A 21,884-nucleotide genomic window follows, 5' to 3' on the forward strand; every position below is an offset into this window, starting at 1 on the left:
TCAATATCCTCCAAAAGGTTTGAATCTCAATTTACGTAGTCCAGCAGTACTAAGTTTTTTTACTAGAGTATTGTTACGTTCATCAGCGCTATCAAAAGATTGTGACATACCTGCTATAGACTCACTTTTGATTCCTGCGTTGCCTTGCAATTCAAATGCAACATACTGAGCCACAACACCTTTTGCGACTGCTGGTAATTCAAGGACACCATTTACAATAAATGATTGATTACACGCCCCTTGAACCCATTCAATGGCTTCATCAAGCTTTAACTTTAAATAGGTATCATTAGATTCGTCACTTTGATTCATTTGAATGAGTATTTTCAGTTCCGTTAGTTCCATCCATAACGCCCTCATCCCCTAAAATCAGTGCAATCAATTCCTTTTTTGTTGCACGTGATTTATATTCGATTTCTTCTTGATCTAAGAATTTTTTTAACATTTCATTTTGTAACGCATCTAATTCTTCATAACTCAAACCATAAAGTTCGATGTATTCCGATTCTTCGGTTGTAGGAACATAACCTCGAGATGCATAAAGTACCTCGTAAGCTTTTTCTGTTGCATTAATAATATGATCGTCTTTTTTATACTGTGGCATTAAGAGACCTCCTTTTTATTTTGTAATAAGGATGGGCTTTCCCCCACCCTGTAGAATCATCCGCCCACTGCTACTTTTGGTACTAACGCTGCAAAAGCATCTTCTTTTAACGTCATGAAGCCAATATGCATTGTTGCACGCAAAGCAAACATATCTTGCTCATAAAGATTGATAGGTTTGCCATCTGCATCAACAATCGTTGATAAAGTCGCTTCTTCTGAAACCTTGTATTCGATTCCTTGTAAAATACCATAACGAGCCATATCCCAATCACCAGCAAGCATTAAAGCTTTTGTTTTATCGAATGATGCTTTTGATACATATCCAATCGGTTGCCCTAATACTTGTGAAGGCGTGCCACCAGTTGCATCATTAAAGATAGGGTTGTTGTTCTGGTCCTTAGCAGCACGTAAATCTTTTCGGAATGACTTAATCGTAGTAAATCCATTAACATCATGATCTGCTTCTTCCAAAAGCCCTGCAACATCGTTCAGGTCAAAGTATAAGTTGGCACCTGTGCCATATTCGATTGATTGACCACTTGCTGTGATACGTTCAAATACAGAGACGCCACTTGCATAAGGTGACCCTGTGCCAAACAATGCAGCCTGGTCAAATTTTTTATAAAATGCTTCTGCAATAGCTGGTTGCATCTGGCTAAAGAAATCACTTACTGTGAATTTTAAAAATTCTTTCGACACTGGGATAATAACTGCTAACTTTTTCGCTTCCATTACAGCTTTTAACCAAGTTGCTTTAGAAGTTTGAATTCGTTCTGTCTCTCCAACCCAGTAAGCGCCAGGGCCTTCAGCTAAATAAGTAAATTCTTTTTTGGGTTTTGTCATTTCCTCATACTTAGCTAATTGCGCTACAGCCGAGTTAGCCATGAATTCTTTTAATACCAACGTTCCTGATTCAGTTGGAATAGATCCCGTCTTAGCATCTTGTAATAAGATGTTATTAGGTGTAGCAAACATTTGAATGTTTAATTTCATTAATGGTGTAAAGCCATATGATAGAATACCGATTTGTTTTTTCATGTGTGTTGTACTCCCTCTTGTTTATTTTCGGATATTAGCAGCACTAGCTAATTCCGATAAGTTTGTTACTGATGAACTACCTCCGCCTGGTTTGTCGATGTCACGACCTAATTCTTTGAATTTAGAATCAACTTGAGCTTGGACAACAGCGTCAAAATCTGTTTTAAACTCATCTAACGTGGTATTTGTTACTGTTTCATCGTCACCAAGCAATTTGTCAATCCACTTCGTTGCGAACTTTACATCATACCCTTTGTCAGTTGCATAAGTAAGAGCTGTTTCTTTCATTGCTGAACGTTTTGCTTCTTTTTCTTGAGCATCTAATCGTTCTTTCAATTCACGAATTGTCTTTTGTTCAGGTGTCTCTTGAGGATTACGTTTATTCACTTCTTCCTCAATCAACGTTTCTAGATTGTTCGATTTCCACGTTTCAAGAGCTTTTGAATGGTACTTATCGCGTTCTGATTCAAACTCACTTTTAACATCTTTGTTAGCTTTCACCGCCAATGATAAGTCACCTTTTTCGAGCGATTCCTCTAAAACATGCTTTTCGATAGCCGACACGTCACCAGCTTCCACTAACTCTTTCAATTTATCTAAATTAATTTTCATAGCATCCTCCAGTCCTCCACACGCTATGCCCGTGGAACACAATAGTATTTCGCCTCATTCGCTTTTATCCTCTGTTTAGGCTTTCGAGCATAATAAAAAGCCACATCAATTAGCGGCTTATTGTTTCCTTTATGAAAATTTATCCCATCGCTTCCCTAAAATCCTCATAGGTTTGTTCAGCGAGTTCATCGTTAGTCCTACCAACAACATCAGCAATCTCATAAACAAGTATGCATCGACAATTAATGTCGTGATGCGCGTACCCTGTGTTACCTGGAGCGATTCCTTTCTCTCCATTACCTAAGTCAAACATGTCATTTACAGGAATTTGCTTCTTGTCCAACTTTACATGATTAGCTTTCGGTGTTTTACGAACCCTAATGTCTTTCATGTTTCTCCACTTCTTCAACATGATGACACCTTTATCATTAGCTCGTTTTGCACTATCCAAGGAACCTTGTTCACGCACTCTATGAGACTCTGTTCTAACAACTCGAACAGCTTTAACGTAATCACCTTCAAATGTATCTTTTAGTGACGAAGCCATGTCCTTGTATGTAGAACCTCTCACAAGGCTCTGTGTGACGTTTTGCTTAATCTTATAGATTATGTCTCTACGATTCTTTTCTAGTGTTTCTGATAACGTTAAGCCATTCACAGGATTATCTAATGCTGCTCTTATCTGTTCAACTTTAAGTGAAGTATACTGTAAGCTTTTACGGGCTACTTTTTCAATTGCCCAACCCATCCAAGAATATGAGTAGATATAGGATTCTGCTAGGTAAGCGTTAATACTATTCATTGTTTCAATGGACATTGTATCAACATGTTCCATAAGTGAATCAATGAATTTTTTTAACCTATCGTACTTAATCATGTTTTCATAAGTAAGAATGCCATCATCTTCGTAGTCAGCGTATATCTTGCCTAGTTCTCCAAGTACCTTATTTACTAATTGGCGATAATAGTCTCGGATTGAACCTTCAACCGTCTTGAGTTCCTGTTCCGCCCACTGGTTTAGTTTCTCGCTGTACTTTTCCAGGTCCATTATTACCACCATCCTCGCTGTCTTTAAATAATGGTTCTATATTATCGCGTTCTAATTCTCTTTGCTCCATCTCATAGTCCACATCGTCAACGATAGACAAGGTTGACAACGCCGTTTTATGAGAAGTAATAGCCATTAGCGTTGTAGCTGTTTGCGCTTCTTCTAACAAGTTAGCTGGTACATTACGACGGAAACTGAACCACAGCTTCAAGTAATCTTCTTTAGAACAAATCCCTTTCTTTGCCCATGCACTACAGATAACTTTAAATTGATAACGTAAAGCAGCAGTCATCTTACGCTCCATCGTCACACATTTATTCTCAAGCGACATAAGTTTGTATTTCATAGCTACGCCAGATACATTACCTGCAAACGATTCATCACCGAAATTCACTGATTTCGCTAATCTTAATATGTTTTGTTCTAATCGATTCAAGTGGTTTTCAATCATGGTGTCATTTATATCTTTTGTTAAATAGCCAACGTCATCATGTTCTTCGAATAACTCAAAAACACCTGATTTTTTAATTTTACTTAGTGTTTCTTCATCTGCTCCCACACCTTTTAAAATTAGATAAGCTAAACGATACTGTTCAATCTCGTTTGATGCATCCGAAAAGGTACGATCATATGCATCGATAAGCGCGAACACTTTTTCAGCATCAGCCATAAGTTCTTCGTTGTTAGGCAAACCCCATAATGGACAATAATCAAAAGTATGGAGGTTCTTTTCAACTTGTTCTAGGCCGTTAGCGCCAGTTTCAAATGCATAAAAATAAGCGTTGTCGTAAAACTCGACACGCTGTTTATCATCATCAATATTGAAATAACGTATTGCGAATTCAGGCTCTGTGTAATCCGTTGACGAAATAATAATAGTTTCCCAAGGATCAATGTTTACTATTCGTTCCTTACCTTCTTTATCGATATAAGCCATACGAGCACTATAACCGCAAATAGCAGCCTTTTTGCCCCATTCGCTATCTTTATCCTCAACGTTATTTCGCAAACGGAAGTCATTTACTTCATCTTTCATCTTCACTAAGATATCTTTTGATTTTTCTTCGATTTCATAACCGATAGGGTAACCGAACATATAACCTACTTTGGTATCCACTATTTCAGCATCAAAGGGATTATTTAAACGGTTATTCACCTTATTATCAATACGTTTGATGGCTCCTGTTTCAAATTCCTCATAATCAACAGCCTCACGTGTCAAAATAGGTACACCTTCGATTGACGCTTTGTAGCGCTCGTAAAAGGATAATCGTTTTTCTTTATCATTTTTATGTTCCTCAATTGCCTTTGCAATCAGTTGTGGATTGGCACCTTGTACTTTAAACTGCTTTAAATACTTATAAGTGTTCACTCAATCACCCCTAACTTTTCCTACGTTGTGGTTTCAATTCTGTATATATTGCGTATCTCAATGCATCAAGCACATCATCCCACAGCTTCACTGGATCACCAGTCGTTTCGTTCCATACATACAGATAAATCTCTTTATCAAATCGTTTTACATTCTCACGAACAACAAACAACTTATTTCGTTTGAATAACCTAGCTACTTCTTCAATACCAGCGATAACCTTTTTATCAGCATTTCGTGCTTTAATTCCTTCGCGTCTAAACCGTACAACATGTTCAGGTCTTGCACTATCACAGTAAAAGTTTATATTGCCATAATGCTCTTTAATGTCTTTCGCTACTGTAACCCAATAATCAATTTCTTCATGTTGCTTTGCATGTTCCTCAATCAAGTACAAATTGCCTTTATCATCAATACCTAACACCACAATGGAACCATGATGGTCATAGCCCCAGTCAACACCAGCAAAGTACTTTGTGATATTAACTGATTCAAATTGTTTTCTTGAAATGTAATGTACATCTTTGTTGAAGTCTTTATAAATTACACCTTCAGCAGCTACCCATTGTCCATGAATGTCACGATCAGTAAACATTCCTGTCGGCGTTGAAGCAATGATTGACTCAACATATTCAGGGTCAAGAAAGATATTATCGAACAATGTGAAATGGAATGCTCTGATATTTAAACGACCATTCTCTAACATTTGGCCATCTTTATCGATATAATCCGTTTTAACGCTATGTGCTGGATTCTCCGGGTTTGTATCTATCAATATACGAGCACCCTTATATGAGCAACGTGAGATAACTTCTTTCACGAATGAATCATGAAGTGCTGTGCCCTCATTGAGTAGCGCTCCAGCAGCAGTGAAACCGCGCACTTTTTTCCATGCATCTGAATTAGCACCATCAAAACAATATATTTTGTTGCCAAATACAGTAACGGCATTCGATTTATTAAGCTTTAACTCTTTACCTAGAATGACTTCCATATCGTTTAATATGTTACGTCGAATACTTGCTTGTGTAGCGCCACCCATAATAAATGACAACCCTTGACCCTCGTATTTAGCGATGTGCATTAAAAAAAGCAGAATAAACACGAATGTTTTTCCTGCACGTTTGGCGCCACTAGCGAGTAGTATTTTAGGTTTTTCTTGAATAAATGAGTCCATGACCTCTTTTTGCTTCGGTGTAAGTTCGGCCACTAATCATCACCCGCCATTTTACGAAGCATCTTAGCGATTTCGCTTTCTTGAGCATTTGTATCACCTTGCTCAATTTTGCTAATTTCAGCCTTCGTCTTATCGATGTTCAACTGCATCTGCTCTAGTTTAAGCCTGCGTTCATCATCCTCAGTTGTTAGGTCCATAAACTGCTTAACCAAGTTTCGGTGTTCAGCAAATGCTCTTGTTTGAGCCTTGATGTAAGACTCATAGCGTTCGTGAGCGTAGATAACTTTAAATGTTTCGCCACTTCCACCTTCACCAGATGAATAACCACTCGTTTCTTTCAAATGGTCAAACGGGTCTTCAACCCACATTATCTTTTGAGCACGAATGATAGCCGAGAAGCTTAATTCAATCTGCAACCATAGCTGGTCAACAACATCGAAGTCCTGCAATGCCTCCATGATTTCGATTTGCTCATCGTAAAGGAACTTACTACGCAAGCCATGAATCATAGCAGCCCTGTTCCGTTTGGTGAACTGATTTGGCGGATTAGGATTACCACTCCTCTTTTTCACTCGCCCATCCTTCTTAGGCGGCTTGTCATTAATGACTTCTTCTGTATCGCTATTGATTGTAGTTTCGTTTGTAGTACTGCATTCATTTGTTTGTAGTACTACATTCCACTTATCACGGCTTTTCCATGCTGAAATTGTTTTCTCTGGCACATCTAGTTGTTCAGCGATAGTTCGATTGGTTATGTCACCATTATGCTGTTTGAATATCTTGAGTGCTTCATCTCTTCTAGGATCTCTTTGTCTAGTCATATCTCATAAACACCACCTCCAGAATCATGTCTGGTTCACGATGAACCTGACCTATTATGTATTTCGCTCTCAAAAGTAAGTACCGTTGCCCTAGCAGTAAAGGGGGAAACTGCTTGATACTCACTTTTCAAAACAAAATGTCACTGGTTCATGTTGAACTATCGTTTTTGTGTCTCTGGTACATGATGTACCAGACCTATTCACTCTCAAAACCACACCAAACTCCGCCCTCTATTTGCATTTCGCGCATTCTCCAATTGGCTGTTTGATGCAGTTTTCAAAGTAAAAGAAAAAGCCCTCACATGAAGGCTTAGTCAACAATTTCCCAATCATCTGATAACATATCTGTTTGAGATGCTAGCCACCCAATTACAACAGAAGCATCAGCCGCCTTCATGTCAATATGTGAATTAATGAACACTGTGTTTGTTTCGTTTGCTGGCGTCTTAGCTAGAGCATTTTTTGCTTCCCCGCGCATATTTTCGTATGGTACTTCCTGCCCGTTCACTAAATACAGAAACATACCCTTCCCATTCCAACCTTGTCGAGCTACTTTCTCGCCCGATTTTAAAGCTTCAATCGCTTGACCGAAATTCATTGTGCTTACCTCCATTTCTTTTTTAAAAACATAATAAAAAGCATTGCAACGAAATATGGTTACAATGCTTTTTTAACACCTATTTAAGTAAATGAAGTAGACGAGGATTTGCACCTCATATGGTTAACATCTCATTCGGTTGCGCCTCTCCTGTGCATTGTATAAAGGTTTATAGGCCTTTAAATCACGTAAGATATTTGAATGGGCAATAGCAAAGTTAACCTTACCGAACTGTTGAGAGTACTATGTTATCTCTCTAAGCGTCTACCTATTCCGCCACTACTTCTTTACATTCGTCTATTATTTTATTGTGGTAAAAATGTCGAGTTAGCTCACTTGTAGCAACCGTGGTAGAGCTACACCACGTTATTATCGTAATCGAATTGTTTTCGTGCATTTCCGTGCACGTTTAGTAAGTTTGACTGAATTATGGAAAGTGGACGAAGTTCACATAACAACCACTCCTTATTCCGATTTTTAGCCTTTTATATTAATTAAGATACCTAATCTCTTAAAAAATATGGGCCGGCCATGCATGTCGTGCTCCGAACGAATTTGCTCGGCGCGGGTCGGTCGTCGGTCTGTCTTTCCCTAATATTTAGGATTTGATAAATACCAAGGGAGGAAACCTTTACCGCACCGAACCTACCTCCGAGTTTACAATATTAATTTTTAAATACCTAATGTATAACGAATGTAACGTATATAACGTTTGTAACATCTATCACATTTGCAACTCATCTTCCTTTTGTTCAGTTACAATTTTTAAGCATCTTTTTTGTCTATTCTTTTCTAACCATTTTGAAGCGTTTTTATAACATTTCCTATAATAAAAAGGCACCAACTACAGGACATTCACCTGTTGTCAGTGCCTCTATTTTTTCGTAAAGGTTACTAAAGATGTATTATAATCAAATAGATTATTTGTTTTCTTTACAATAATTGATTAACACTTGCAAATCGTCTTCTAGTGGTTCTTCTAAAAATTTGTTATGATTAGCTGATATTTGTAAAGCAATCATTTTAGAACTTATTAGATTGAAAAATGTTTTTCCTTCTAATATAGCTTCATAATCTTCTAATTTAAATTCCAGTATATAAAAATTAGGATTGTTAGAAGAATGTTTTTCAATTAAACGAAGAACTTTAGTTAAACCATGTGAATCGTTCCAAGATGTTTCTTTACCTGATAATCCTTTGTAAGTAAACATAATTCCTAAATTGCAATCACACTGTTTCATCAAAGAATAAAATTTACCTACATAAGTCACACTTAAAGGTGTTTTATAATTTTTGCATTCACCTAAAAATAGATTATCTTCAATAACCAATAAAGAACGCGGGATATTAAAATACTCTAGTGCTGCTTTACCATCTTTTGTCAAAGTAATGACTTCATCTATTTCATTACTTCCTGTTCTAATATTAGAAGTAACTTTAAAGAAAAAACTCTTATTTATTATGAAATTCACCAAATTTTCTAAGGCATCTCCGACATCTTTAGTATTATCTGTTGTTTCATCATTTGAAGTTGCTTTTATATCTCCTCTAGATATCTTTAGTTTTCGCAAGAGAATTTTGTATTCATCATAATTTGATTTATTCCATTCAATTAATGACTCGAATTTTTCAAGTGCAGATCTTAGCATTAATTTATATGCCTCACCAGTTGATAACCCTTTTTCAGCCATATTAATTTGTCCTACTTACTTCATAAATTAATATTGTATCTTTAAATACTATAAATTCATGATGGCAAAAATCACAAGAAGTGTCTCCTAAATCATCTGTTAATGATTTTAAAATCTTTCCTTTAAATTTGTGGCATTCACTGCAGTAAAGTTCAAATCTTTTTTCTAAGTAACCGCTTTTAGTTAATTCATTCAAAAAATTATAAGTCGTCTCAATAGAAATATGTGTTCTTGCTTTTATATCTCCTGGGTATAAGACAGTTCCTTTGGTCCAATATTTAACTATGTTCTCCATCTGCTGAGCCTGGTAAGGAGTCAGATTGTACTTGCTCTCCAAGCTCTTTATTACATTTAATAAAGTAATCTCTGACATAGTCAATCCTCCTTCTACCTTCATTTAGTTCATCATACAACATAAACAAACTATAATCTTGATTATGATAGTTATGGTCTGCACCAATATTTATTCTTTCTTCAGGCCAGACTAATTTAACATTTGGCAAATCTGAGGTTTCTTCTATTGTATTAATGAAATGATCTAATTTCTTTTTAATTTCTTCGCATTTTTTATTCGCAGAAAACAATGTAGCATTATCTTCCATAAATGTTTTTAATTCACCTAAAATAGGGATAACATAATCTTCATTCTCAAATGAATCTAAATGTGCAATTGTACCATTTCTATGCATCTTCATGGCAACTATCACCACATCTTCTTTAACTCTCTTTATGTAATGAATTAATTCTTTAAAATCAATAGTTACAACAGAAATTTCAAATAAATCTTCCATTTTTTCAATTGTAGAATTTATCATTTCACTGTAGAAATTATGTGTTGGCTTAAAATCAAACTTTACTTTGTCGAAGCAAATCTCAAGTATTTTATTTTCAATATCAATTCTAACTAGTACAATAAATTTAATCTTCTTGTCCTTAAAACTATCTGTTTTACCATCTAATAAATAATTAAACTTAATATATAGGTTGGACGAACTTTGTTTAATTGATACGGTAGAGGCGTCCTTATCTACAATATCATGTTTGAATTCATCATTATATAATAAAAAGGTGTCATTTCCATCGTTTTTTATTTTTTCAAAAATTCTTTCAATATTAAAGTTTTCCACTTCAAACCAAAGCATGTGACGATATTCTTTACTAAATTCTAAATCTTCAATTGATTTAATTAATCTTTCAGTATTCATATTTTCAAACAGGTAGTTTATTTTACTGTTTACATCTTCATGGTAGGATACATCTGGAAGTAACAAATTATTACCTCCGTTTGACATTCGTTTATTATTAATAATTAATCCTTTTTCAGCCAAAATTGATAATAAACGTTTTTTCATATACGCAGGGTAGACAATATTTAAAGAGTTTTTCTGAATCTCTACATATTCCGTACTAATCAAAATTAGAACTCCTCCTTTTTACTTAAACATTGGCTATTGTACCACTAATTTACTATAAAATGAAATATATTACAGTAATATTTCATATAAACTAGACAAAAAATAGTAAATCATCAAGGGGCTCTATGCCCCTTGATCATGCAATCATCTGTTTCACAATGTTATCTTTAATACGTTTAATACTAGTTGATGATAAAGCCATGTGTTGACCTATCCAACGTTGTGATTTCCCGTCTAGCATCCAGTTCAGAACTTGTACCTCTCTCTCACCATCAACTCTTTCAATTAACTTTTGCACCTCTAAAAGCTTCTTCTCATACTCCGCAACACGTTTGATATTTTTCGAACGTCTAATAGCTTCCTGCATAATCGGATCACCTACACCGCCTGCAGCCTTTGGTAGTGTAGCCTCAATTCCGTATTGTGCCGTTTTTGCCCCAATAACCATTTCTGCTCGCATTTCTTTAATGGCGTTAACCATCCAGTGGTAGTCTGTAATCATTGAATCTAAAGCGTCTGGTGTAATCGTAAGTGTTCTTTCTTTTAACATAGGTTTGCCCTCCTAAGTTGTGATATACTTCTTTTACTAGATTGTCTTAAAAGGGCATGAACCAATTCGAGCTGTAGCGTGTGACGACGCTGCGGCTTTTTTATTTGCCTAAATTATCATTTGTGACTTGGTAAAATATCGACCTTATAACAAGCAACCAGTCTGATTCCATTTAATTCATATTTCACTAATTCTTGATTACTACTTTTCAACAATCTAACTGAGTAAATCCAATCCCCAATAACGGTAGGGTCATAATATTTATTTATAACATCGACTATATCTCCCTTTTGTAATGGGTCAGCGATTTGATTTATACAACCTGTTGATACCTTTTGTTGATGAATGTGGATATTCTTCATCCATTTTTCCACCTTTCTTTAAAGTTATGCGCTTCTTTCGATGGTTCAAATATCGTTCAATATCCTTTTTATACATTTCTTTTTCTTCATCTGTGCAATCGGATAAATCCAAATCACCCATTAATAAATTTAATTGCTCATCCCCTGACATCCATATCACCCTTCTTAAGGATATCTTTATAGGTGCACGAAGCCCCCACATCATGTAATCATCTGTTTCACAATACTATTGTTTTACTTCTTCGTTACAAAGAGGACATTTCCGTTCATAATCCTTGTTAAATGCTTCACCACAAACATCGCATTTGTTGTCCATGTTAAATCACCTTTCCTGAACAATTTCTTTCAACTAACCACTTTCTTCTTCCCTAACAACCCACCAGCTCTTGGCTCAATCCGTCCAGCCATTTCAAGGTCCATAGCAATCAAAGCAACACTCACCTTACTAGTATTTAGCCTGTCAGCAATTTTGTTGATTGGATGCCCTAAGTTCCAAAGCGTGATGAATGTTTCTATTTGACGCTGTGTAAAATCAAATTTAACGATTTCATGAACCTCACCAGTGAATAAAATGTATCGATTCTCTACTTTTCTCCCCATTCAATCGTCACCTCTGCCCTTGGATTATCCGAATACCACTTACAAACAAACAACTCCGTTACTTGGCTATCGTCATGCCAAATAACCTTGCTTAAACCATCTTTTATACCCTTTGCTAGATTATCTACGTCTGGCTTGGTTGTTGGTCTTAACTCCCCATCTACGGCTTGCTGGTGCTTCTTTTTGCTAAATGATTTAGGAATCTTTCGATACACATCAATTCTTAATCTTATTTCCTCGGTAATAAGCGTATCTGGTGCAACCTGTGAGGCTACCAATCTCACAAATGATTTATAGTCTTTAGATTCTTTCGGATCACGTACAGACACGTTATTTCCATAGCGACTAAACTTCGGTCGTTGTTGCGCCTGCACATCACCTGGTATTTCAATTTTGAGTACGTTCATGCCTGTTCACCTTCTTTGTAACGAAAATAAGTCTTTCGTTTTTCAATCTTCCATTCACACCATTCTGCATTCCAAGTTTCTTTTAACGTGGCCGTTAAGCTAGCTTTCGGACTAGAGTAATGTGTTTGTACATATTCGAGTATTTCATCAACTGTGGCCCATCTATCTCGTCTGTGCCATTTCAAGAATGTCTTCACACGTTCGATAGTTTCGCCATATTCCGTACGGAACTCACCACTCTTTAAACCACCTGTCAATTTGTCGTGATAGCCTTCTCTGATAAGGTGCCTTATTGAATGGTTTTTGGCGCGGCTTCTCACTCCCCATTCCTCGATATGTGCCTGTTGTTTTTCTACATCTACATAAATTAATCCAATGCCATACTTCTTTAAAATGTCGCGGATAAACCACCCATGATATTGTTTTGGTTCAGGTACTGAGATGAAATAATAATCACTTGCTGTTCTTGCTCTGTATGCTTGTTCTAAAACTTTGAAATTTAGATGTTTTTTCATTTCCACTACGATCGTCACATTGCCTTTTAAAGCCACTACATCATACAACCCAACTTCTGCGTAGATGCTTTGACAACGCATTTGATTGAGTAAAAATTGCTTTAAAGGTTCATACAGATCTGATTCTTTCAATTTTCCACATCCTTACTAGCACTCTCATTAGTCTGCTGATAAAACAACCTAATGCCGTTCTACCAGCAGCGTGTATTTTACCGTTCTACAAATTGACTACAAGATTTCCAATTCACTCGTTGGTCTGTAGCAGCGCCATTTGTATTTTGTCGTAAATCACATTTGTAATAGGTTCCTGCATATCTCCTAGCAAATAGATGTTTACAATGCTTACATCGTTTATCCTCTGGCCCATAACCGATTACATTCACCATTGGGTTAGGATCCAGTTTGCTTTCGTCTATCGGAACACCTAAATCCAGTTCGATTTGTTCCATTACTTCACCCCTAACTCTCTAGTTTAATGAGGTTCATAAACTCACATGCTCCTTATCTGTTTCGAATTTCATTAGTATTTGATACGGTCGTGAATGATGCGGAAAATGATTAACCCTACTTGCTACTTTCCAACCTCTTTCCTTGTCATCCTCAATCATTCGTTTTAATTCTTGTGATGTCCTAGCCTTGGTGATTTTTCTTAGTGGTACCATTTCTATCACCTCGATTTATTTTCTAGAAAGGCAAATCGTCCTGACTAACCTCAATCGGCCCTTTACTATTAGCAAATGGATCTTCATCCACTCTCGTATAACTTGGTTGGTTATTATTACCGCCGTAATTGCCCTGTGGTGGGTTTTGATACGTTCCACCTGTATTTGTACTAGATTGATAGTTTGGCGTGCTCTGTGCGCCTCCTGTGCTGTTTCTCAGCTCTAAGAATTGGATGCTATCGGCTACAACGTCAGTAGTGTATACACGCTTGCCATCATGCCCCTCATAGCTGCCTGTTTGGATTCGCCCTTCCAAACCTATTAAATTTCCTTTTTTCATGAAGTTAGCTAGATTCTCGGCCTGCTTTCGCCAAGCTACACAGCTAATGAAGTCAGCTTGTTTTTCTTCGCCCTCTTTGTTAAATGCACGATTTACGGCTACTGTGAAACGACATGATGCAATGCCGTTCGGTGTGTATCGTAATTCAGGATCTTTTGTTAATCGGCCAACTAGCACGACACGGTTGATCATGTTGTTTCCCCCTCAATAAACTTCAATAAATCCTGTTTCATAACATCAAAAGCATTTGTGTGTCCAACAACTTGAAAAGCTGGCTCACCATCTAACATTTCGTTCACACAACTTTTGTGATACTGACACTTTTTAATACATTTGCCATCTGCGAAATCAAGTCCGATTACATGCCTACCTGAAAAACCTACGTAGATAAAATATTTGCCCGGTAAATGCCTTCCATAACGATTGAGTATGATGTCTCCTTTACGCCATTTACTCTCTGTCATGCTATTCCCTCCAATAATTCAGGATTTTCGTAGATGTTGCCGATGACTTCACACTCTCTCATTTCGATTTGTATAATATTAAAACCACCCATTTCATCTATCCATTCGACTTCTTTTAAAACTCTATCTTTACCGTCATGCCAATGTGAATCTTTCCAACCTTTAACAATATCCCCCTCATAAATCTCCTTGCCGTTCTTACCCTTTAAGCCTGTGTATTGCACCAATTCCGCGTTTTCAAATGTGAACCAAGTTGTATCGCCCTCGTCACCAGTTAAATCAACTTCAACCATTTTTGTGATGAAATCAATGCTTTCGATTTTGACCAGTATTTTAAATGTTTAATGAAAACCCGAAACTGAATCTCTCTACTCAAGCAGCCTTCACCCTTTCTGTAATCGAGATTGCATAATCTAAAGCCTCATCCTGTGTGCCAAGACATTTCAGCACTCGTAAAGCTTCTAAGTTCTGATAAAACCCAATTTCGTTTTCTTTGTACTGGTATTTCTTGTAGAGGCCAACATGTAACACTAGCTGTTCGATTAGGTATTGTTCATTCATCAGCTTCACCACCTAGTGCTTGGCGAGCAATTTCCCCATTATCTTCTGTTACATCAGACGCATAATCCCCCACTGGAATACAGTATGGTTCGTAATGTTTTGTGTCAGCGTAATATTCAAGCGCTTTACGTAGACGTTTATTCTCTTCATTCACTAAATGTGTTAATTTGATATATTTACGTTTCTCCGATCTTTCAAAAGCTTTATCAGTCAATAAATCCATTTGCTCAACCTTGGATTTATTTAGTTCTTTATTTAACCTTTCAACCTCAGCAATTAGCGCTGGCACACCTTCAATTACCACAGTATTGTATATGTCAATTTCATCAGTTAGTAAGTCACCTGCATTTTCTCTGAAATACTCCCAATCCATGTTGCTGTATTCTTTTTTAATTGCATTCAACTGTTCTTGATTCATCACTCATCAACCCCATTTCCTAAATCGTTTCATGACTTTAATAATTTCCTCAATCATGTCTGGATTTTCGTCTGTATTGATTACGATGTATCGTGGATTTTGTGAACGACCTTCGTCTTTTCTAACATGATTAACGACTACAGCAATCCCTTCTAAATCTTTTTTTACTTGGCTGCTAAACTCTTTGGAAGCTTTCTCGATGTCACTGTTTTTAAAAACTGTATGGGTAATCTGCATTTGTTCAACTTCTTTAAGCACCTTTTGGCGTTTTTCTTCCTCAGCCGCACATTGTTTACACCAATAGGTTCCTAATGTTTCATCAGGTACATATCCGTTCGATTCAACTAACACCTGACTTTCGCAAAAAATACATTCAACTGTTTCTTCTGCTGGATTCACCTTACGTAAATATTTAGCAGCAAAGGCTCCACTGTAATCTTCTAACCAAACTACTGGACTCCCACATAAATCTTGTTCTCCAGTACTACATGTCCAAACGATACCTTCGTAATGTTCAGCCTCAATACATGAATGCATTACTACTTTGTTTCCTTTCTCTAACATTCCTTCACCCTCCGTTTCATTCGAATAATTGATAATTAATGATTACAATCGATTTATCAGGAAAATAATTATTTCGTTCAATATTTCTAGCTTCCTCAACGATGTCGCCAATGTTTTGAATTGGTGTTGTTCGTCTTATCTCTGCATTTGCAAATCCAGTATTATGAGAAAACGATACAAAATATCGATATTTTTTATCCATCCCTTCACCCTCCAATCAAGGGGCTGTGCGCCCCTCTATCTATGTTCAAATACCTTGCGTAATCGGTAGTTCACTTTCATGTCCTTTGGAATCGTTACCGTGAAATCTTGAGCCATTTCAAACAGCCTACTAGTAAGCGCCTCGTCAATATAAAGCATGTCGTCCAGAGACAATTCGCTGGATATTAATAACGGCTTGTTGTTCAGATAGCGATAGTTGACCACTTCAAAGATGACCTCTGTCTGCCACGGTTTCACATCGAATTTGCCACCAATTGGCTTGAATAAATCGTCTATGAATAGGACATCAACCTCTTTCATCCGATCCATAATTTCGTTTTTACGCTCAAAGTTATTAGCAGCGATATTGTTCATGCCATCTTTATATGGAAAGTAAAGAACAGGCACTTGCTTTGCATGCATCAGGTAGTTAGAAATGGCGGTCAATAGATGCGTCTTTCCGCAACCTGGTTGTCCAATAAGCATGATGCTGTTCTGCCTGAAATCTCTAATATCATCAAAGGCTGCATAATACTGATTTGCCTTGCTTTTCATTTCAACGACTTTTGGATGGACGTCATCAGTCGTGAAGTTTTTGAAGCTCATTTTCTGAAACTCTTCTGTAATGGCACTAGATTTAATGAGCCTATTTATCTTGAACATCTTGCTACATTCGCATTCGACATAGTAGTCCTGCTCAACTTCAACGCCTCTGATATAGTAGCCATTCTTTTTTCGGACTAAGTAACTGCCAGTATCCTTACACTTTGGACAGTTATAGTTAGGTTCCTCAACTACTGTAGTCTCCGAACACAATTGGCTTCTGGCCTTTAGCTCCTCCATGACTGCTGCCATTCTGTCGCCCATTCTTTTCATCAATCTTCACCTGCCAATCTGCGTATGAATTAACTCCTTTTTCTAATGACCAATTACGTAGTATCCCTTCGATGTACTCAACACTTGATTTACCTAAATCAGCAGTAAGTTTAATAGCTTCGATAATCAGTAAGTGGTCAGGATACAATTCAAGAAGTTTGTCCATTTTTCGGTGATCCGTAAAGTTACTGATTCGGATTATTGAATCAAAACAATTTTTTATCTCTAGGAACGGATTGACCGACTGACTCTCTTCTCTCTCTTTCAGTACTTGGTTATTATCAGTATTTGGTTTATTCAATACTTGGTTATTATCAGTACTTAGTAGTGTTCGATTTTCTACTTCTTGAAAACCTACTTCTTGGTTTTCAACTTCTTGCTTTTCTACTTCTTGAAAATCGGTAAGTAGAGAATTTATAGGCACTTCATGAACAATCGTTTCCCATTCTTTAATTCTTTGCCCTTCACGAATAGGTTTTCGTTCAATGTAGCCACATGTCTTTAATTCATTGAAACCTGCTCTGAAAGATGCCTTGCCATCAGTTGAATGAGTCATTAGCTCGTCCATATAAAACACCCAATCATCCGGCATTGAAAGCATGTATGCCATTATGCCTTTAGCTTTCCAAGATAGCCGGTTGTCGTTCAATGCTGTTCGATTCATCACTACATAGTTGCTGTTCTTAGCCACTCGGATGATGCCCATTTGCCCTCGCCCCTCCTAAAAAATCAAATCGAAGCCAAAACGCTTTTTATCTCTGTCGAGAGTAGCAATCCTACGTAACATACGTTCTGGAATATCTTCTTTCGATTTAATAAAGCCTTTGAAGTCATACACTAAGTAATCTTCTGCACCACATTTAATACATTCATCGTGACTAGGTTCGCTTAAATGTTCTTCACCTGGTATCGGTGCCCATCGTTCTTTCCAATCATGTTGGCAATTAATCAAAATTTCATATCCTTTATCAATTAATTGAGCAGAACTATTGCAATACTCTTCCTCATGGATTTTGGCACCGTGCTTCGTGAGTAATCGTTTGCCGCAGTGATCACATTGAAATAACGTTTGGTTTTCCAAGACCTTCATGGTTTACCCTCCATATTCGCAATATTCAAATTTTTAATCACAGATTTTGTTAACAAGCCACTTCCAGTTTTAACTCTTTCTGAATCATTTCTGTTAGCCGTGGTAACAAAATATCCCGTAATGCCTTATCATCAGGACAGTAATCATAAATAGTAAACTCATGCGCATCATCTATTTCAGTACCTTCATACCACGCACTAAAGAAGGCTTGGGGATGGTCATACTGTTCTTCACAATTAATAATGTGATCCCATTCAGACCTTGCAAAATCTTCATCGAACGTTTCATCCATACGGCAATCTAAAATGTAGTTTTTAATATTTTCTGCGGTTGCTGCTACGTCCAATTCTTTGCTTTTTCCAGCTCCAAGATGAAGTTTGTTTAGGATATAACCATAAGAATTTCTATCAAAAAACTTTCTAAAATCATCTAAACCATGATGCGTCCATTTGAAAGAGTAATTCCCGTAATCAGTTACACAACTAAATAATCCAGTGGAATCTAATGTGAAAATCCCCCATCCTTCACCATTAATCGAAGGCAATTCATAACGCCAATATTTTATTTCTGCACTCATATAACTCCTCCTACGGAATAAAAATCATCTTGCCTGTTGCCCTTGCTACTGCTATTTAAGCTTTTTCGTGCTGTATAATATCGCTGATATCACATTTTAAAACCGTGCATAAAGTATCTAAATCATTGATTTTTATACTTTTCGAACGCCCATAATATAAATCTCTTAATGTTGGATATGGGATACCAGTCATCCTATGAACATCACTAGCTTTTAAATTGCGTGCAGCACACCATACCCTGAAACGTAATTTAATCATGGTTACCTCCTATAAAAGCCCTTGTTCCCTCTCACAAACCGCGAAACTACCACTAACCTTCAATACTCTATAGTTTGGGTATCTAGTCATGTAATCGAGCACCAGACGCCTTATTTCATCGTTGCCCTTAGCCTGTTGGAATATCCAAGCAGGCAGAAGGACTTTGTGCGGTACGTTATTGCTCAACGATTAGCTCACCTTGTTCTTGTTTTGTTTCATCCTCAACAACCGAGAAGTCCGTCACATCAATAACATCGCTCATATCCTCTGAAACCTCGTTTTTAATCGTTTCATCAGCCTCAACAACCTTTTGAAGCTCGATTGACTTAGGAGCATATTTCAGTACTTCTTTCAAAACGGTTTTCTTAGCCATTGCGTCATAGTTGGTTTTCCAAGGGCTTGTCCAACCTTTTTTAACTGCTTGAGAGAATTCATGGGCATGTTTATCGATACGTTCTCTTGTCCAGTAAACAAAGTCGTAACCACCGTTTTTTAAGTGGTACACAGCGTAGTATCCGATTGGTTCGCCTTCTGGATTTTGTGATGGAACATGTACTAAATCTTTGTGTAAGCCGTATGCAAACGAAAACTCATCTTCCTTATACACTTCATGAGCATAGATAGCCTTGTACTGACCACTACGTACAGCAAGATCGATTAAACCTTTATATCCTAACTGGAACTGAACCTGTTTACCGTAAGGGATTAAGTATGCTTGTCCCAATCCTGTATTTGGCTCCACTCCTAGTTGGGCTGATTGCATAAGTGCTGCTACGAAACTCATTTGGTCACATTCTAGTAGCTTTGGTGTTGCACGAACTGCTGTTAATGCGATTCGAGCAATACGATCAGCATCCATGTGTTTAGGTAATGCTCGTTGAATTTGAGGACCCATACGTTTTAATAAATTATTTAGCGATTGTTCTGGCGTAACACTTTGTTGTACTTGACCTTGTGCTTTCGCTTTCAATTCATTTGTAGTAGCCACAATTATTTCTCTCCTTCCACAGCAGTTATTTCTGTTTGTGTTTCTGATTCAAAATTTTGATAAACTGTTTGTGAATCTTTTTTAAAACGCAATTTTGCATCTCTAGCATCAACTGCAGTTATAACAGCAGTGACAGTTGTAAGAATAGTTTCTTTAATAACGAATTGTTTTAATCGAGTCATGGTTAATTTGCCTCCAATTTTTTATAGTTGAATCGTCTAGATGATGATGGTTTCTTGTATTTCTCATAAATTTCAGGTGCTTCTGCTTTTAAACGCTTACTATCTACACGATTAGTAACAATCGTTTTAAACGTCACTTTGTGACGTGGTGTATGTCCTTCTACAGCGTTTTCGAGCTTTAGTTTTAACTGATTCTCATACTCTTGCTTTTGTTGCTCTAATGCCCTAATTTCGCTTGAAATGGAATCAATAGCATCCAGTAGTACATCATCATCCTTTGTAAGCATGATGGCCGTACCATCATCTTGTGGGTACATCTTTTTGATTAAGTCATTCGTTGCATCCGAGCCATCAATAGGTGGAGCAATATTCTTCAGAACATGGTTTTCCCAAAAGTCTTTTTCACGTGCAATGAGAATCTGTATAAATTCCTCGTCACGTTCGATTTCTTTCCAAATAAATGTACTACCACCAACTAACACAGCAATATATGCCTTTTCGAAGCCTGTAACAGCTAGATAATGATGGACTTGGCATAGATAGCTCGCTGGTATTTCTTCACCTTCCCATTCACCTTTTAAATACTCATTAGCTGTTTTACATTCAAGTACAGCTCGCTCACCAACGACTACGCGATCTAGATTAGCCAACATAAAATCGTGTTCTGGATGAACCAACATTTTGTTCATACGTCTCACTTTTTTACCTGTACGTTCTGCAAATTCTTCAGCAACTAAATTCTCAAACTTATTTCCGAAATGAATAGCTTCATTTTCAATCTTCTCGTAAAACTGACCTGTCTTTTCTAAAAATAGTTGGTAAGCACTTTTATATGGATTAAACCCCATAATTGTTCCTGCATCTGACCCACCGATACCAGAGCGACGAGCGTCTAACCACTCGTCACGACTCATATCTGCAGTCGTAATTTTTGCCAATACCATGCAAATTACTTCCTTTCGTGATATGATGGTAAAAATGATTTTCTTTAAGCCACTATTGCGAGTAGTGGTTTATTTTTTTGTATGAGCAAACCCATAATGCAACTCCACGTAAGCAATAACTTCTGAATCAGACATATCGTAAGTTGAATCATCTTTATATCCCGCAGACAGGTAATCACTGACGTTATCAATGTGTACGATTGCATCACCTATCTCAAAATACACGTCACGAGATGCTATGAAACTACCGAAATCATCGTGCATTTCAAAACTTACAACAGGTTCATAAGGTACTGTTGGATAATGAATGCGACCACGTACCATTGGATTCTCTACTAAAAGATTCATAGAATCACCTTCTAAAACGGCATTGCGTATGGTTCTACATACTCTGGCGCAATTGCTGGACCGTTAGCTACGAATGATATGCCATGCTTTATTAAGTGGTAAGAAGTCCAAGTGTAATCATGTCTGCCTTGCACAATCTCACTGTTTGGAATACCGATTTTACTCAAAGATTCTGGGTGTAATAAATGGACTCGAAGGTTCACGTTCTCGATAGTTGCATCATATTGAGCTGAAATAACTTCGTTTGCTGGAATACCGTAGTGCATTAGCAAAGCTGGTAATTGACTAAGCGCTGATACTGCTTTTTGTAATCTCATAAATATCAATCCTTTCGATTTTTCTGATGGCCTATCCCATCAAGCAGCTTGTAAATTCCAAAAAGAAAACGGCTAACCAACCATTTACAAACTGCTTGACGTTTGCGAGTTTCGACTCGCAAACGTCTGGTTTTGTGTTATAATGAACTTGTATATGTTGTCGCTGTTTAATCGTGCATCCGATTAAGCAGCTTTTTTATTGCCATTTAACTTTGCCAGTACCTTCTTGTCACAAAAGAAATGTACATATATTAACCTCTGTTTTAATGTCATGTGCCGCC

At 37.1% G+C, this 21,884-nt stretch carries 35 protein-coding genes; all 35 read right to left on the minus strand.

The genetic code is table 11. The annotated features are described in order from the left end of the window. Positions 1-345, minus strand: a complete 345-nt coding sequence (locus LS41612_RS22445) for a phage head-tail connector protein (protein WP_024362665.1) — start codon at positions 343-345, stop codon at positions 1-3. Then, the gene (locus LS41612_RS22450) at positions 299-604 is read right to left on the minus strand and encodes a hypothetical protein (RefSeq protein WP_024362664.1); all 306 of its coding nucleotides are present in this window, start codon (positions 602-604) and stop codon (positions 299-301) included. Before LS41612_RS22450 ends, LS41612_RS22445 begins: the two co-directional genes overlap by 47 nt. A gap of 56 nt (positions 605-660) precedes the next feature. Further along, on the minus strand, positions 661-1,581 hold the full coding sequence (locus LS41612_RS22455) for a phage major capsid protein (protein ID WP_024362663.1): 921 nt from the start codon (positions 1,579-1,581) through the stop codon (positions 661-663). Between the two features lie 84 nt (positions 1,582-1,665). Continuing rightward, entirely contained in the window at positions 1,666-2,256 is a 591-nt protein-coding gene (locus LS41612_RS22460) for a DUF4355 domain-containing protein (protein WP_024362662.1), read from the minus strand. 139 nt (positions 2,257-2,395) lie between these two features. Continuing rightward, a complete protein-coding gene (locus tag LS41612_RS22465; RefSeq protein ID WP_051147738.1) occupies positions 2,396-3,304 on the minus strand; it encodes a phage minor head protein in 909 nt (302 codons plus the stop codon). Further along, on the minus strand, positions 3,240-4,676 hold the full coding sequence (locus LS41612_RS22470; RefSeq protein ID WP_024362660.1) for a phage portal protein: 1,437 nt from the start codon (positions 4,674-4,676) through the stop codon (positions 3,240-3,242). The genes LS41612_RS22465 and LS41612_RS22470 overlap by 65 nt, the downstream gene beginning before the upstream one ends. 10 nt (positions 4,677-4,686) lie before the next feature. Continuing rightward, complete coding sequence (locus tag LS41612_RS22475; RefSeq protein ID WP_036205164.1) at positions 4,687-5,853, minus strand: PBSX family phage terminase large subunit; 1,167 nt, start codon at positions 5,851-5,853, stop codon at positions 4,687-4,689. A 32-nt stretch (positions 5,854-5,885) separates the two neighbouring features. After that, positions 5,886-6,674: a phage terminase small subunit gene (gene terS, locus LS41612_RS22480; RefSeq protein WP_024362658.1), complete on the minus strand. Its 789-nt coding sequence runs from the start codon at positions 6,672-6,674 to the stop codon at positions 5,886-5,888. Between the two features lie 310 nt (positions 6,675-6,984). Next, positions 6,985-7,272 carry a DUF2829 domain-containing protein gene (locus LS41612_RS22485; RefSeq protein ID WP_024362657.1) on the minus strand — a complete coding sequence of 96 codons (288 nt, stop codon included), beginning with the start codon at positions 7,270-7,272 and terminating at the stop codon, positions 6,985-6,987. Between the two features lie 920 nt (positions 7,273-8,192). Further along, complete coding sequence (locus LS41612_RS22490) at positions 8,193-8,963, minus strand: hypothetical protein (RefSeq protein ID WP_024362656.1); 771 nt, start codon at positions 8,961-8,963, stop codon at positions 8,193-8,195. A gap of 1 nt (position 8,964) precedes the next feature. Continuing rightward, positions 8,965-9,258: a hypothetical protein gene (locus tag LS41612_RS22495; protein WP_051147737.1), complete on the minus strand. Its 294-nt coding sequence runs from the start codon at positions 9,256-9,258 to the stop codon at positions 8,965-8,967. Further along, entirely contained in the window at positions 9,242-10,378 is a 1,137-nt protein-coding gene (locus LS41612_RS22500) for a hypothetical protein (RefSeq protein WP_024362655.1), read from the minus strand. Before LS41612_RS22500 ends, LS41612_RS22495 begins: the two co-directional genes overlap by 17 nt. Before the next feature lie 136 nt (positions 10,379-10,514). Then, positions 10,515-10,928: a LuxR C-terminal-related transcriptional regulator gene (locus LS41612_RS22505; protein ID WP_024362654.1), complete on the minus strand. Its 414-nt coding sequence runs from the start codon at positions 10,926-10,928 to the stop codon at positions 10,515-10,517. Between the two features lie 300 nt (positions 10,929-11,228). Further along, positions 11,229-11,441, minus strand: a complete 213-nt coding sequence (locus tag LS41612_RS22510) for a hypothetical protein (RefSeq protein WP_024362653.1) — start codon at positions 11,439-11,441, stop codon at positions 11,229-11,231. A 194-nt stretch (positions 11,442-11,635) separates the two neighbouring features. Next, positions 11,636-11,890: a hypothetical protein gene (locus LS41612_RS22515; protein ID WP_024362652.1), complete on the minus strand. Its 255-nt coding sequence runs from the start codon at positions 11,888-11,890 to the stop codon at positions 11,636-11,638. After that, positions 11,875-12,297 carry a RusA family crossover junction endodeoxyribonuclease gene (locus tag LS41612_RS22520; RefSeq protein ID WP_024362651.1) on the minus strand — a complete coding sequence of 141 codons (423 nt, stop codon included), beginning with the start codon at positions 12,295-12,297 and terminating at the stop codon, positions 11,875-11,877. The genes LS41612_RS22515 and LS41612_RS22520 overlap by 16 nt, the downstream gene beginning before the upstream one ends. Then, positions 12,294-12,944, minus strand: coding sequence for a hypothetical protein (locus LS41612_RS22525; RefSeq protein WP_024362650.1), 651 nt, complete (start codon positions 12,942-12,944; stop codon positions 12,294-12,296). The genes LS41612_RS22520 and LS41612_RS22525 overlap by 4 nt, the downstream gene beginning before the upstream one ends. Positions 12,945-13,021: 77 nt before the next feature. Continuing rightward, entirely contained in the window at positions 13,022-13,261 is a 240-nt protein-coding gene (locus LS41612_RS22530; protein WP_024362649.1) for a hypothetical protein, read from the minus strand. A 235-nt stretch (positions 13,262-13,496) separates the two neighbouring features. After that, positions 13,497-14,006 (minus strand): single-stranded DNA-binding protein, encoded by a 510-nt coding sequence (ssb, locus tag LS41612_RS22540; RefSeq protein WP_024362647.1) that lies wholly within the window; start codon positions 14,004-14,006, stop codon positions 13,497-13,499. Then, positions 14,003-14,278 (minus strand): hypothetical protein, encoded by a 276-nt coding sequence (locus LS41612_RS22545; RefSeq protein WP_024362646.1) that lies wholly within the window; start codon positions 14,276-14,278, stop codon positions 14,003-14,005. The genes ssb and LS41612_RS22545 overlap by 4 nt, the downstream gene beginning before the upstream one ends. After that, positions 14,275-14,571 carry a YopX family protein gene (locus LS41612_RS22550; protein ID WP_024362645.1) on the minus strand — a complete coding sequence of 99 codons (297 nt, stop codon included), beginning with the start codon at positions 14,569-14,571 and terminating at the stop codon, positions 14,275-14,277. Before LS41612_RS22550 ends, LS41612_RS22545 begins: the two co-directional genes overlap by 4 nt. A gap of 79 nt (positions 14,572-14,650) precedes the next feature. Next, the gene (locus LS41612_RS22555) at positions 14,651-14,839 is read right to left on the minus strand and encodes a hypothetical protein (RefSeq protein ID WP_024362644.1); all 189 of its coding nucleotides are present in this window, start codon (positions 14,837-14,839) and stop codon (positions 14,651-14,653) included. Beyond that, a complete protein-coding gene (locus LS41612_RS22560; protein WP_137034874.1) occupies positions 14,832-15,260 on the minus strand; it encodes a hypothetical protein in 429 nt (142 codons plus the stop codon). Before LS41612_RS22560 ends, LS41612_RS22555 begins: the two co-directional genes overlap by 8 nt. Positions 15,261-15,263: 3 nt before the next feature. Then, positions 15,264-15,821: a hypothetical protein gene (locus LS41612_RS22565; RefSeq protein WP_024362642.1), complete on the minus strand. Its 558-nt coding sequence runs from the start codon at positions 15,819-15,821 to the stop codon at positions 15,264-15,266. Positions 15,822-15,837: 16 nt separating this feature from the next. Continuing rightward, positions 15,838-16,023, minus strand: a complete 186-nt coding sequence (locus LS41612_RS22570) for a hypothetical protein (protein WP_024362641.1) — start codon at positions 16,021-16,023, stop codon at positions 15,838-15,840. 35 nt (positions 16,024-16,058) lie between these two features. Then, positions 16,059-16,898, minus strand: a complete 840-nt coding sequence (locus tag LS41612_RS22575; RefSeq protein ID WP_233433822.1) for a DnaA ATPase domain-containing protein — start codon at positions 16,896-16,898, stop codon at positions 16,059-16,061. After that, positions 16,813-17,604 carry a DnaD domain protein gene (locus LS41612_RS22580; RefSeq protein WP_024362639.1) on the minus strand — a complete coding sequence of 264 codons (792 nt, stop codon included), beginning with the start codon at positions 17,602-17,604 and terminating at the stop codon, positions 16,813-16,815. The genes LS41612_RS22575 and LS41612_RS22580 overlap by 86 nt, the downstream gene beginning before the upstream one ends. Before the next feature lie 15 nt (positions 17,605-17,619). Then, positions 17,620-17,988 carry a hypothetical protein gene (locus LS41612_RS22585; RefSeq protein ID WP_024362638.1) on the minus strand — a complete coding sequence of 123 codons (369 nt, stop codon included), beginning with the start codon at positions 17,986-17,988 and terminating at the stop codon, positions 17,620-17,622. 49 nt (positions 17,989-18,037) lie between these two features. Then, complete coding sequence (locus LS41612_RS22590) at positions 18,038-18,565, minus strand: phiTE_072 family protein (RefSeq protein WP_024362637.1); 528 nt, start codon at positions 18,563-18,565, stop codon at positions 18,038-18,040. Positions 18,566-18,620: 55 nt separating this feature from the next. Then, positions 18,621-18,824 carry a helix-turn-helix domain-containing protein gene (locus LS41612_RS22595; protein WP_024362636.1) on the minus strand — a complete coding sequence of 68 codons (204 nt, stop codon included), beginning with the start codon at positions 18,822-18,824 and terminating at the stop codon, positions 18,621-18,623. Positions 18,825-18,999: 175 nt separating this feature from the next. Next, positions 19,000-19,812 (minus strand): phage-derived integrase/recombinase RecT, encoded by an 813-nt coding sequence (locus LS41612_RS22600; RefSeq protein WP_024362635.1) that lies wholly within the window; start codon positions 19,810-19,812, stop codon positions 19,000-19,002. A gap of 2 nt (positions 19,813-19,814) precedes the next feature. Next, the gene (locus LS41612_RS22605) at positions 19,815-19,994 is read right to left on the minus strand and encodes a hypothetical protein (protein ID WP_024362634.1); all 180 of its coding nucleotides are present in this window, start codon (positions 19,992-19,994) and stop codon (positions 19,815-19,817) included. 2 nt (positions 19,995-19,996) lie between these two features. Beyond that, entirely contained in the window at positions 19,997-20,938 is a 942-nt protein-coding gene (locus tag LS41612_RS22610) for a YqaJ viral recombinase family nuclease (protein ID WP_029747222.1), read from the minus strand. 69 nt (positions 20,939-21,007) lie between these two features. Further along, complete coding sequence (locus LS41612_RS22615; protein WP_024362632.1) at positions 21,008-21,286, minus strand: YqaI family protein; 279 nt, start codon at positions 21,284-21,286, stop codon at positions 21,008-21,010. 11 nt (positions 21,287-21,297) lie between these two features. Then, positions 21,298-21,603, minus strand: a complete 306-nt coding sequence (locus LS41612_RS22620; RefSeq protein ID WP_024362631.1) for a hypothetical protein — start codon at positions 21,601-21,603, stop codon at positions 21,298-21,300. Between the last annotated feature and the right edge of the window lie 281 nt (positions 21,604-21,884).

This window comes from Lysinibacillus sphaericus, from assembly GCF_002982115.1.
GTDB classification, from domain to species: Bacteria; Bacillota; Bacilli; order Bacillales_A; family Planococcaceae; genus Lysinibacillus; species Lysinibacillus sphaericus.